This is a genomic window from Pseudomonas sp. AE27 (assembly GCF_037113495.1).
Classification (GTDB): Bacteria; Pseudomonadota; Gammaproteobacteria; order Pseudomonadales; family Pseudomonadaceae; genus Aquipseudomonas; species Aquipseudomonas palmensis.
On the sequence record NZ_CP146966.1, the window covers coordinates 4593949 to 4606355 of the forward strand.

The 12407-nt window shown below is 64.0% G+C and carries 10 protein-coding genes and 1 tRNA gene; 3 read left to right on the forward strand and 8 right to left on the reverse strand.

Translation table 11 applies throughout. From position 1 onward, the window contains the following. Positions 1-7 precede the first annotated feature (7 nt). The 4 genes from cysT to dibA all read right to left on the reverse strand — a co-directional run bounded on the left by cysT (position 8) and on the right by dibA (position 4253). Entirely contained in the window at positions 8-826 is an 819-nt protein-coding gene (gene cysT, locus V9K84_RS21060; RefSeq protein WP_043859898.1) for a sulfate ABC transporter permease subunit CysT, read from the reverse strand. Positions 827-913: 87 nt separating this feature from the next. Continuing rightward, positions 914-1921: a sulfate ABC transporter substrate-binding protein gene (locus V9K84_RS21065; protein ID WP_043861301.1), complete on the reverse strand. Its 1008-nt coding sequence runs from the start codon at positions 1919-1921 to the stop codon at positions 914-916. 46 nt (positions 1922-1967) lie between these two features. Then, positions 1968-2150, reverse strand: coding sequence for a sulfur starvation response protein OscA (oscA, locus tag V9K84_RS21070; protein ID WP_007941032.1), 183 nt, complete (start codon positions 2148-2150; stop codon positions 1968-1970). 207 nt (positions 2151-2357) lie between these two features. Next, the gene (dibA, locus tag V9K84_RS21075) at positions 2358-4253 is read right to left on the reverse strand and encodes a phosphodiesterase DibA (RefSeq protein ID WP_043861302.1); all 1896 of its coding nucleotides are present in this window, start codon (positions 4251-4253) and stop codon (positions 2358-2360) included. A 150-nt stretch (positions 4254-4403) separates the two neighbouring features. Between dibA and desA the strand changes: the two genes are divergently transcribed. Both desA and V9K84_RS21085 read left to right on the forward strand, forming a co-directional pair. Continuing rightward, entirely contained in the window at positions 4404-5588 is a 1185-nt protein-coding gene (gene desA / locus V9K84_RS21080; protein ID WP_043861303.1) for a delta-9 fatty acid desaturase DesA, read from the forward strand. A 150-nt stretch (positions 5589-5738) separates the two neighbouring features. Next, on the forward strand, positions 5739-6728 hold the full coding sequence (locus tag V9K84_RS21085) for a sensor domain-containing diguanylate cyclase (protein WP_058541701.1): 990 nt from the start codon (positions 5739-5741) through the stop codon (positions 6726-6728). 96 nt (positions 6729-6824) lie between these two features. On the opposite strand, the gene V9K84_RS21090 is transcribed toward V9K84_RS21085, so the two are convergent. The 3 genes from V9K84_RS21090 to gabD all read right to left on the reverse strand — a co-directional run bounded on the left by V9K84_RS21090 (position 6825) and on the right by gabD (position 11069). Continuing rightward, a complete protein-coding gene (locus V9K84_RS21090; protein WP_088513832.1) occupies positions 6825-8027 on the reverse strand; it encodes a response regulator in 1203 nt (400 codons plus the stop codon). A 136-nt stretch (positions 8028-8163) separates the two neighbouring features. Continuing rightward, positions 8164-9444, reverse strand: a complete 1281-nt coding sequence (gene gabT / locus V9K84_RS21095) for a 4-aminobutyrate--2-oxoglutarate transaminase (protein WP_043861306.1) — start codon at positions 9442-9444, stop codon at positions 8164-8166. A gap of 182 nt (positions 9445-9626) precedes the next feature. Beyond that, positions 9627-11069 (reverse strand): NADP-dependent succinate-semialdehyde dehydrogenase, encoded by a 1443-nt coding sequence (gabD, locus tag V9K84_RS21100; RefSeq protein WP_043861307.1) that lies wholly within the window; start codon positions 11067-11069, stop codon positions 9627-9629. A gap of 262 nt (positions 11070-11331) precedes the next feature. Here gabD and V9K84_RS21105 point away from each other — a divergent pair. Then, a tRNA-Arg gene (locus tag V9K84_RS21105) sits at positions 11332-11408 on the forward strand. Positions 11409-11477: 69 nt separating this feature from the next. Here V9K84_RS21105 and V9K84_RS21110 read toward each other — a convergent pair. Further along, positions 11478-12383 carry a hypothetical protein gene (locus V9K84_RS21110; RefSeq protein WP_043861308.1) on the reverse strand — a complete coding sequence of 302 codons (906 nt, stop codon included), beginning with the start codon at positions 12381-12383 and terminating at the stop codon, positions 11478-11480. Positions 12384-12407: the final 24 nt, after the last annotated feature.

Here is a 12407-nt window from a genome sequence, read left to right on the forward strand (position 1 = left end):
GCCTCCTTCACGGGGTTTCGATGCGCCGCTGCAACAGGTTGATCAGCAGCAGCAGGATGAAGGAAACCACCAGCATCATCACGCCGATGGCAGTGGCGCCGGTGTAGTCGTACTGGTCGAGCTTGACCATGATCAGCAACGGCAGGATCTCGGTCTTCATCGGCATGTTGCCGGCGATGAAGATCACCGAACCGTACTCGCCCACACCCCGTGCGAAGGCCAGCGCGAAGCCGGTCAGCCAGGCCGGCAGCAGCGCCGGCGCCAGCACGTAGCGGAACACCTGCAGCGGCTTGGCCCCCAGGCACGCGGCGGCCTCTTCGACCTCGCGCGGGATGTCGGCCAGCACCGGCTGCACCGTGCGCACCACGAACGGCAGGGTCACGAAGGTCAGCGCCAGGGTGATGCCCAGCGGCGTGTAGGCGATCTTGAAGCCCAGGTCGGTGGCGAACTGGCCCACCAGACCGGACGGCGCATACAGCGCGGTCAGGGCGATGCCGGCCACGGCGGTGGGCAGGGCGAACGGCAGGTCGATCATCGCATCGATGACCTTGCGCCCTGGGAAGGTGTAGCGCACCAGCACCCAGGCCAGCAGCGTGCCGATCACGCCGTTGATCAGCGCCGCATAGAACGCGGTGCTGAAGCTGAGCTTGAGCGCGGCCAGCACCCGGGGTGCGGTGACGATGGTCCAGAACTGGTCCCAGGTGAGCTGGGCGGCATGGATGAACATGGCCGCCAGCGGTATGAGCACTATCAGGCTGAGGTACACCAAGGTGTAGCCCAGCGTCAGCCCGAAGCCGGGTATGACGGGGGAGATACGACGCGACATAGAAGTCCCTGGTTTAACGCACGAAGCCCGAGACGAATCCCGGGCCCATGCTGGCTACTGAATGGCGATTATCCTAACGGCCACGCATCACTGCGCCGTGTAGATCTGGTCGAACACACCACCATCGTTGAAGAACTTGGGCTGCGCAGTTTTCCAGCCACCGAAGTCTTTGTCGATAGTCACCAGTTCGAGTTTAGGGAACTGCTTGGCGTATTCGGCAGCGACCTTCTCGTCACGCGGGCGGTAGAAGTTCTCGGCGGCGATCTTCTGGCCGGCCGGGCTGTACAGGTACTTGAGGTATTCGGTGGCGATCGCGGTATTGCCCTTTTTCTCGGCGTTCTTGTCCACCACCGCCACCGGCGGCTCGGCCAGGATCGACAGCGACGGCACGACGATGTCGAACTTGTCGGCGCCACCGTCTTCCTTGAGGGCCAGGAAGGCTTCGTTTTCCCAGGCCAGCAGCACGTCGCCCTGACCGTTGTTGACGAAGGTGATGGTCGAGCCGCGGGCGCCGGTGTCCAGTACCGGCACATGCTTGAACAGCTCCTGCACGTATTCCTGGGCCTTGGCTTCGCTGCCGCCGGCCTTCAGGCCGTAGGCCCAGGCGGCGAGGAAGTTCCAGCGCGCGCCACCGGAGGTTTTCGGGTTGGGCGTGATCACCGACACGTCCTTCTTGATCAGGTCGCCCCAGTCCTTGATGCCCTTGGGGTTGCCCTTGCGCACCAGGAACACGATGGTCGAGGTGTACGGGGTGCTGGCGTCGGGCAGGCGGGTCTGCCAGTTCTCCGGCAGGGTCTTGCCGAGCTTGGCGATTTCGTCGATGTCGCCGGCCAGGGCCAGGGTCACCACGTCGGCGCGCAGGCCGTCGATCACCGCACGGCCCTGCTTGCCCGAGCCACCGTGGGACTGCTGGATCTTGACCTTGTCGTCCGGGTGCGCCTGCTGCCAGTGCTTGATGAATTCGGCGTTGTACTGCTGATACAGCTCGCGGGTGGGGTCATAGGACACGTTCAACAGCTCGTAGTCCTTGGCGATGGCGGAACCGGCAAACACGGCACTGGCCAGTGCGGCCAGGGCATAACGGCGGATGGACATGGTGAAGCTCCCGATTGGCGTATTTTTTTCTAATTAGAGGGCTGAATCAGCTGGGCTTGTTGCCTGGATTCTGCAGGCGGAATTTTTCCTTGCGTTCGATCTGCACGACCTGGGCGTTGTGCACGGTGATTTCCACCGCGCCGAAACGCAGGTCGCGCAATGCGCTCTGGATCTCGCGCAGAATGGTGGCTTCGTCCTGTCCGTCAACGCTACGCAGAGATGCGCTCATGCTCGTGCTCCTGGAAATAAGGGGTGCCGTGCAGCTGCATCTGAAGGGGACGACTGCGCCTGGCTTGAGGGCAATCTTAGAGAGGGTGGAATATTCTTAAAAATACTATTTAAGAATTTTTATATAACCAAAAACATTTTCGGTTAAGCCGGCCCCTACAGCGGGCGGTGATCCTTGTAGGAGCCGGCCTTGCCGGCGAAGAGGGCCTCAGGACCAGCGCAGTTGCTGCGCCGGCACCGGTCGACCGTACCAGTAGCCCTGGCCCATGTCGCACTGCTGCTCCAGCAGGAAGCGCGCCTGCTCGGCCTCTTCGATGCCCTCGGCCTGGATCTGCATGCCCATGCTGCGCGCCAGGGCGATGATCACCCGCACGATGGCGACGTCATCATCGTCGTGGGGCAGGCCCGCCACGAAGCCCTGGTCGATCTTGAGCTTCTGCACCGGCAGGCGCTTGAGCCGCAGCAGCGAGGAGTAACCGGTACCGAAATCGTCGATGGCCAGTTGCAGGCCCAGCTCGCGCAGGCGGTGCAACTGCTCCAGCGCCACCTCGGGGTCTTCCATCACCGCGCTTTCGGTCACCTCGACCTCCAGCCGCGCCGGGTCCAGCCCGGTGTCGTGCAGCACCTGGGCCACCAGCTGGTACAGGCTGCGCTTGCCGAACAGGCGGCTGGACACGTTGACCGCGACAAACCTCAGGGCCTTGCCCTCGGCCTGCCACTGCACCATCTGCTGGCAGGCCTGGCGCATCACCCAGGTGTCGATCTCGGCAATCAGCCCGGTGCGTTCGGCAATCGGGATGAACTCGCCCGGCGGCACCAGCCCGCGCTCGGGGTGCTGCCAGCGCACCAGTGCCTCGACGCCGATCATGGCACCGGTGAGCAGGTCGTGCACCGGCTGGTAGTACACCCGCAGCTCCTGCTGCTCCAAGGCCCGGCGCAACTCGCCGGCCGTCTCGACCCGCTGCTGGGCATGGGCGGTCAGCTCCTCGGTGTACAGGGCGTACCCCGAGCGGCCATTGCCCTTGGCCTTGAACAGCGCCGAGTCGGCGTTGCGCAGCAATTGCTCGGCGCTCAGCGCATCGCTGGGAAACAGGCTGATGCCGATGCTGACGCTGGTGAACAGGCGATGGTGGTCGAGCTCGAACGGCTCCTTGAGGCAATCGATGATGCCTTGCGCCAAGGCAGCGGCCTGGCCGACCTGGGCGCAGTTCTCGGACAGCACGGCAAACTCGTCGCCGCCCAGCCGCGCCAGGGTCATGCCGGTGCCCAGCTGGGCCAGCAGGCGTTCGCTCACGGCCTTGAGCAACTGGTCGCCGGTGTTGTGGCCGAGGCTGTCGTTGATGCTCTGGAAGTGGTCCAGGTCCAGCAGCAACAGGGCACAGCCGCGCTTGTTGGCCTGGGCCGCAGCCAGGGTCTGCTTGACCCGGTCGTTGAACAGCAGGCGGTTGGGCAGGTCGGTGAGCGGGTCGTGGTGCACCAGGTGCGCCAGCTCGCGCTCGGTGTGCTTGATTGCGCTGATGTCGCTGAACACCGCCACGTAGTGGGTCAGCTGGCCGCTGTCGTCGTGAATGGCGCAGATGGTCTGCCACTGCGGGTAGATCTCGCCGTTCTTGCGCCGGTTCCAGATTTCGCCGCTCCATTCGCCCTTCTCGGCCAGGGTGGCGAATATCTGCTGGTAGAACGCGGTGTCGTGGCGGCCCGACTTGAACTTGCTCGGGCGCTGGCCCAGCACCTCGTCCTTCTGGTAGCCGGTGATCTGCATGAACGCCCGGTTGACGTGCACGATCAGGCCGTCGCGGTCGCTCACCAGCACCCCTTCGAGGGTGCTGTCGAACACCGCTGCGGCCATGCGCAGGCGCTCGCGGTCCTCGCGGCGCAGGCGCGCGCCCACGCCGATGAAATTGAGCAGGCGCCAGCGCGACACGAAGATCAGCGCAGCGCTGCAGCCCATCCACGCGTAGGCGTTGATCAGCTCCCAGCGTGCCAGCTGGGCGGGATCATCGAAAAGATTGCTCAGTATTTGATCAGACAGCACCAACCACATGACCGACAGCACCAGATACAGCGCGGACATACGCAGGGCGTCTCGAACGGATACAGACATAGAGTCGCTGGAACCCAGGGCAAAATGATGGCCATTATAGGGGTAGAAATATCCCGTGACCTCCTATCTAAAACGCCGACTGGTTTTATTTAGTAGGGTAGGGATAATACTTTGCGCTGTTTCTTTCGCTTTACGAGGGCCCACCCGCCTATGTGGTACAACGGTTTTCTCGACCTGTCAGCCTGGCAACTGCTGGCCGTCACCCTGCTGATGACCCACGTGACGATCGTCGCGGTCACGGTTTATCTGCACCGCTATTCCGCGCACCGCTCCCTGGAGCTCAATGCCGGGCTCAAGCACTTCTTCCGCTTCTGGCTGTGGCTGACCACGGCGCAGAATACCCGCGAATGGACCGCCATCCACCGCAAACACCACGCCAAGTGCGAAACCGTCGACGACCCGCACAGCCCGGTCATCAAGGGCCTGTCCACGGTGCTGCGCAAGGGTGCCGAGCTGTACCGCGAAGAGGCGCAGAACCCCGAGACCCTGCGCATCTACGGCAAGAACTGCCCCGAGGACTGGATCGAACGCAACCTGTACTCGCGCTACAAGCTGGGCGGCATCGCGCTGATGGCGCTGATCGACGTGCTGCTGTTCGGCACCATCGGCATCACCATCTGGGCAGTGCAGATGATGTGGATTCCGTTCTGGGCCGCCGGCGTGGTCAACGGCCTGGGCCACGCGGTGGGCTACCGCAACTTCGAATGCCGCGATGCCGCCACCAACCTGGTGCCGTGGGGCATCATCATCGGCGGCGAAGAGCTGCACAACAACCACCACACCTACCCCAACTCGGCCAAGCTTTCGGTCAGGCGCTGGGAGTTCGACATGGGCTGGGCGTGGATCAAGCTGTTCACCTGGCTGCGCCTGGCCAAGGTGCAGCGCGTGGCACCCATCGCGCACCGCGTCGAGGGCAAGGGCCAGCTCGACATGGACACCGCCATGGCGATCCTCAACAACCGCTTCCAGATCATGGCGCAGTACCGCAAGCTGGTGATCGCGCCGCTGGTCAAGCAGGAGCTGATGCGCGTGGACGACTCGGTGCGCCACCAGTTCCGCCGCGCCAAGCGCCTGCTTTCGCGTGAGCCGAGCCTGCTCGAAGACCGCCACCACCAGCGCATCGAGTCGATGCTGGCGCACAGCCAGGCACTCAAGACCATCTACGAGAAGCGCCTGGCCCTGCAGCAGATCTGGGCACGCACCAGTGCCAACGGCCACGACATGCTGGCCGCGATGAAGGACTGGGTACACGAAGCCGAGGCCAGCGGTATCCAGTCGCTGCGCGACTTCGCCGCACAGCTCAAGACCTATTCGCTGCGCCCTGCCCTGGCCTGACGCCGTTGATCGGCGCGCCCCGTCCTGGGGCGCGCCTGAGGAACTCTCCCTTCGATTTTCACTCTGACTGGCATATCGCCCGCGTGGCGGGCCGTGTCAGGCCGCACGCCCTTCGCCTTTCGATTCCGCTTTTCGAGACGCTTCGTGCACATGGTCAACAAGAACCCGCCGTCCCCGTCGTTCAGCCCACCGTCGCATCCCGCGCACACCTTGCTGGCCCTGCTGCATGCCCAGGGTGAAGTCGCGCGCCTGAGCGAGCGCGAGCAGCTGTTCAGCTCGCTGCTGGACAGTGTCAACGCGGTGCTCTGGGCCATGGATTGGGAAACCCGGCGCGTGCTGTACGTGAGCCCGGCCTACGAGCGGATTTTCGGGCGCTCGGCCGGTCTGCTGCTGGCCGATCACAACGAGTGGCGCGACAGCATCTACCCCGACGACCTGGAGTACGCCGAACGCAGCCTGGCCGAGGTGCTGGTCAAGGGCGCGGTGGAAGACCGCGAGTACCGCATCATCGCCGCCGACGGGCAGGTGCGCTGGCTCAGCGACAAGTGCTTCATCAACCAGCAGGCCGATAGCGCACAGGGCGTGATCGTGGTCGGCATGGCCGAGGACATCACCGAAAAGAAGCAGCTCGAAGGCGAGTTGCAGCGCCTGGCTACCACCGACGTGCTGACCCAGAGCAGCAACCGCCGGCACTTTTTCGAATGCGCGCACCACACCTTCGAAAAGGCACGCCAGGAGCAGGCGCCGATGGCGTTCCTGCTGCTGGACATCGATGACTTCAAGCAGGTCAACGACACCTACGGGCACCAGACGGGTGATCAGGTGCTGCAACGCATCGCCGACAGCGGCAAGGCGGTGCTGCGCCGTGGCGACCTGTTCGGGCGCATTGGCGGCGAAGAGTTCGCGGCGGTGTTTCCCGGGTGCACGCCGGAGCTGGCGCTGCAGGTGGCGCAGCGTCTGCAGCGCGAGATCCAGCGCCTTAGCTTCAGCCAGGACGAACAGGTGTTCGGGGTGACGGTGAGCCAGGGGCTGACCGGCATCGATGAGGAGGATGAAGTGCTCGACAGCCTGTTCGCACGGGCGGATGCGGCGATGTATCAGGCCAAGCGGCAGGGCAAGAACCAGATTGTCAGGGGCTGAGAGCTTGGTTGCCCGGGCGGGCCGCTTCGCCGGCAAGGCCGGCTCCTACGAGCGGCGGTGGCGTCTGTTGGAGCCGGCCTTGCCGGCGAAGCGGTCTCAGGCCTTGCGCAGCAGCTCCAACTGCGCCAACCCCACTTTGAGCAGGCGCGCCGTCTTGCTCTCGGCCAGTTGCTCCAGGCCCTGCTCGGCCGGCAGCCGCGCCAGCTGCCCGGCCAGGTTCAGGATCAGGTTCTCCCGCGAGTACACCCCGCCCCCCAACTGATACACCGAGGCAATCAGTTCGCGCAGCTCCAGCGGCAAGCGCCAGCGGGTACGCAGCGCCGAGCCGTACGCAGCGCCATACTCGTTCAACGACAACTGCACCGCATCCTCGTCCAGCTCGCCCCCGGCCAGGCTCCACTCCTGCAGGCAGCGCAGCAACGCCAGGTCGCCCAGGCAATGCAGCAAGCCGGCACAGTAGCAACGCTCCTGGTCCAGCTCCATCGACCGCGCCAGGCTGGCGGCATACTCGGCCGTGTGCAGCGACAGGCCCCAGAAATGCTCGGCATGGCGTGACAGCAACGGGTCGCTGAGCCTGGCGCTGCGCTTGAGTGCCAGGCCCATGATCAGGTTCATGCTCTGGGTGGTGCCCAACTTGTTCAACGCCTGCAGCAGGGTCTGCACCGCACCGTCACGATGCAGCGCCGCGCTGTTGGCCGCAGCGATCAGCACCGCGGTGATCTGCGGGTCGTTGCGGATCTCTTCTTCCAGTGCCTTGAGGTTGAGCCCCTCGGGGTTGAGCGCGTGCTTGATCGCCTGCTTCACATCAGCCAGCAACGGCCCGCCATCGGCGGTGCTGCGGTGGTCTTCGAGAAACCGCGACAAGGTGATGCCCGGGCGCAATGCCGGCACCGGGCAGGCCACCGCCTCGCCGGCACCAAGCAGTTGCTCCTCCAGGCGCTGGCGCAGCAGCTCGGCATTGAGCGGCTTGCTCAGGTACGCCGTGGGCGCCAGCGGCAGCGCCTCGCGCACGCTGGCCACATCGCTGCGGCTGCTGATCAGGATGAACGGCAAGCTGCGGCGCTTGGCGCGCACGCTGCGCAGCAGGTCCAGGCCGTCGATGCCGGGCAGCTCGCGGGCGGCGATGATCAGATCGGGTTGGCTGGCCAGCGCGGACAACGCCTCGTGGCCATTGGCACAGACGTGCAGGCGGGCATCGCAGCGCACGCTGAGCAGCATGTCCTTGAGCATGTCACGCACCCACGGGTCGCCTTCGGCAATCAGCACACAGGGTGCGGTGGGTGGGTTTGAAACGGTCATCGGGCTTCTCCTGACATCTCGATGCACGCCATCCAGGGCGTCTTCCAAGGTAGCTCCTGTGCAAACCTTAGCGCCCTTGTCGGGCTTTGGGCGAAAAAAAACCCGCCGAGGCGGGTTTTTTCCTATCGCGTCACACTTACGCCAGTTCGGCGAAGCACTCTTCGATGATGGCCAGGCCCTTGTCCAGCTGCTCGTCAGGCGAGGTCAGCGGAACCAGGATGCGCAGCACGTTGCCGTAGGTACCGCACGACAGCAGGATCAGGCCCTTGTCACGCGCCTTGGCCACGACGGCTGCAACGGCAGTCGGGTTAGGGGTGTGGGAACCGGCCTTGTCGAACACCTCGACCGCGATCATCGAGCCCAGGGCACGCACGTCACCGATGATCGGGTGCTTGTCCTGGATCTTGCGCAGGCCAGTGACCAGACGCTCGCCGACTGCCTTGCTGCGGTCCAGCAGTTTTTCTTCTTCGAACACTTCCATCACGGCCAGGGCCGCGGCGCAGGCGATCGGGCTACCGGCGTAGGTGCCGCCCAGGCCGCCTGGAGCGATGGCGTCCATGTACTCGGCCTTGCCGCACACACCGGCCAGCGGGAAGCCGCCAGCGATGGATTTGGCGAAGGTGGTCAGGTCAGGCGCGACGCCCATCTGTTCCATGGCGAAGAAGGTACCGGTACGGCCAGCGCCGGTCTGTACTTCGTCGGCGATCAGCAGGATGCCGTGCTGGTCGCACAGGGCGCGCAGACGCTTCATGAACTCTTTAGGCGCGACGTAGAAACCGCCTTCGCCCTGGACCGGCTCCAGGATGATCGCAGCGATATCCTTGGCTTCGGCGTCGTTCTTGAAGATGCGTTCGATCGAAGCGATCGAGTCGTCGATGCTCACACCGTGCAGTTCGTTCGGGTAGATGGCGCGGAAGATGCCGCCTGGCATCAGGCCCATGCCGGCCGAGTACGGTACGACCTTGCCGGTCAGGCCCAGGGTCATCATGGTGCGACCGTGGTAGGCGCCGGTGAAGGCGATCACGCCGGCACGGCCGGTGGCGGCACGGGCGATCTTGATGGCGTTTTCAACGGCTTCGGAACCGGTGGTGACCAGCAGGGTTTTCTTGGCGAAATCACCCGGGATCAGCGCGTTGATCTTTTCGCACACTTCGACATACGGCTCGTAGGCCAGTACCTGGAAGCAGGTGTGGGTCAGCTTGTGCAGTTGAGCTTCAACGGCAGCGATGATTTTCGGATGCACGTGACCGGTGTTGAGTACCGCGATACCGCCGGCGAAGTCGATGAACTCGCGGCCTTCGACGTCAGTCACGGTGGCGTTCCTGGCCGACTCGGCGAAGATCGGGTGGATCTGGCCGACGCCACGTGGGACGGCGGCTACACGGCGTTGCATCAGGGATTCGTTGGTCTTGCTCATAATGTCCTCATTTCGCCACACGCAGGTGGCGCGATTCGATCGGGGCGGCCGGTATTCGACTGCAGCAGCATGCGTTGATCGACTGCTGCAGGGGCCCAGGCGGCCGGATGTCACGGTGTAAAAAAGGCCAGCGGGACGGCGCTCTCGCGCCCCGCTGGCAGAGGTAAAGCCTTACGCTGCGATCAGACGCTGATGCACAGGTATTTGATTTCGAGGTAGTCCTCGATGCCGTACTTGGAGCCTTCGCGGCCCAGGCCCGAGGCCTTGATACCACCGAACGGCGCGACCTCGTTGGAGATCAGGCCGGTGTTGATGCCGACCATGCCGTATTCGAGGGCTTCGGCGACACGGAACACACGGCTCATGTCACGGGCATAGAAGTACGAGGCCAGGCCGAATTCGGTGTCGTTGGACATGGCGATGACTTCGGCCTCGTCCTTGAAGCGGAACAGCGGAGCCAGTGGGCCGAAGGTTTCTTCCTTGGCCACGGCAGCGCTTTTCGGCACGTCGACGAGGATGGTCGGCTCGAAGAAGTTGCCTTCGATCAGCTTGCCGCCGCTCAGTACCTTGGCGCCCTTGCTCACCGCGTCAGCGATGTGCTCCTGCACCTTGGCCACGGCCTTGCCGTCGATCAGCGGGCCGGTGGTGGTGCCGTCTTCCAGGCCGTTGCCGATCTTGAGCTTGGCGACTGCCGCCTTGAGCTTCTCGGCGAACACGTCGTAGACGCCGTCCTGCACGTAGATACGGTTGGCGCAGACGCAGGTCTGGCCGTTGTTGCGGTACTTGGAGATGATCGCGCCCTCGACGGCCTTGTCCAGGTCGGCGTCGTCGAACACGATGAACGGAGCGTTGCCGCCCAGCTCCAGGGAAACCTTCTTGATGTCCTTGGCGCATTCGGCCATCAGCTGGCGACCGATTTCGGTCGAGCCGGTGAAGGACAGCTTGCGCACGATCGGGTTGCCGGTCAGTTCGCTGCCGATGTCGCCGGCGCTGCCGGTGACCACGCTCAGCACGCCAGCCGGGATGCCGGCACGGGTAGCCAGCTCGACCAGGGCCAGGGCCGAGTACGGGGTCTGCGAAGCGGGCTTGAGCACCATGGTGCAGCCAGCGGCCAGGGCCGGGCCGGCCTTGCGGGTGATCATCGCAGCCGGGAAGTTCCACGGGGTGATGGCCGCGGTAACGCCGATCGGCTGCTTGATCACGATCAGGCGCTTGTCGGGCTGGTGGCCCGGGATGGTGTCGCCATAGACACGCTTGGCTTCTTCGGCGAACCACTCGATGAACGAGGCGGCATAGGCGATTTCGCCCTTGGCTTCGGCCAATGGCTTGCCCTGCTCGGAGGTCATCAGGCGGGCCAGGTCGTCCTGGTGCTCGATCATCAGTTCGAACCAGCGGCGCAGCTTGCCAGCACGCTCTTTGGCGGTCAGTGCGCGCCAGGCCGGCAGGGCCTTGTCGGCGGCCTCGATGGCGCGACGGGTTTCGGCGGCGCCCATTTTAGGCACGGTGCCGAGCACTTCACCGGTGGCCGGGTTGGTCACCTGGATCGTCTGACCGTTGTCCGCGTCCAGCCACTCTCCGTTGACGAAGGCTTGCTGGCGGAACAACTGGGCGTCTTTGAGCTGCATGTCGGGCTTCCTTAACTGCACCGTGCGAACACAGGGCGAATTATTGATTTGTAGAAAAAGGAGAGCGTTTGAAATCTCAAACGAATCCTAGGATCAACGGGAACAAAGGACAATAGGGTGTTCGAAAAAAAGAACAAAAAGCCTAGCAGACCCTGAAATTTCAGATCAACGTCACTTTTGCGCCAGCGAGTGTTCGGAATCGAACACAACATTACTGGCGATGGACGGCAAGGGTGCAGATGGGTATCATGGCGCCCGCGTTGCACTCGTAGCTCAGCTGGATAGAGTACTGCCCTCCGAAGGCAGGGGTCGTGGGTTCGAATCCCGCCGAGTGCGCCATCTACGACAAAAGGCCCAGGTGAAAACCCGGGCCTTTTTTCATGGGCGCGAAAAAGGGGCAGGCCGGGCTCAGACCGTGCGCTCGCCCTCTATCAGCTGCCCCTGGCTGTTGCCATGCAATGCCGAATACCTGGCCAACTGCCCCAGCCGCCGATCCAGCTCCTGCAGCAGGCGGTTGCGCCGGGTGGTCACCTCATTGCCGTTGAACAGCCCGGGCTCGACGGTATACAGGTTGAATATCTGGTTGATCGCGGCCGGCCCGGCGATCACATGGTTTTCCTGCGAGCTGTGGTTGTACAGCGCCACCATCTGCCCGGTCTGGGTGTCGGCAGGGCGCGCGAACAGCATGCTCACTGTCTGCCCGGTGCGGATGCGCACGGCGCTGTCGGCGAACTGGAAACATGCTTCCCTGCCATCGCGCAGCTTCACCCAGAACTCATGCTCCTGGATGTTGTGGCTGCTCACGTGCATCGACGACGAACTGCCGCCGATGGAGCCGTAGCCGTCGATCATGTAGCCGCCGCCGGAATGGTGCGAGTGGCTGGCGCTGAGGTGGGTCTGGTTGCGCTTCTGGGTGTCGAGAATCTCGCCGGTGACCACGAAGAAATGCAACTGCCGATCGTAGTGGTTGAACGGCTCGTCGATGAAATTGGGGTCGTCGGGCGACAGGCTGATGTCATACATGGTGCGCACCATTTCCTCGCGCGCGGCCTTGTCGTGCCTGGCGCGCTCCTTGAGCTCGGCGCGGCGCACCTTGGCGTCGTCGATGGCCTTGAGCGCCTGGGCCTTGAGGATCGGGGTTTTCTCCTGGGCGTAGGCAGCGGCCTTTTCGCTGGCCTCCTTGAGCACCGGCGCGGCCTTCTGGCCGGCCTCCACGGCCAGTTCCCTGGCCTTGGTCAGCGCCTGGGCCGCCTTGGCGGCAAGTTCGGGGTTGGCGTCGACGGCTTTCTTTTTCAGGTCATCCCAGAGACTCATTCTCTATCCTCTCAACGCTTGATC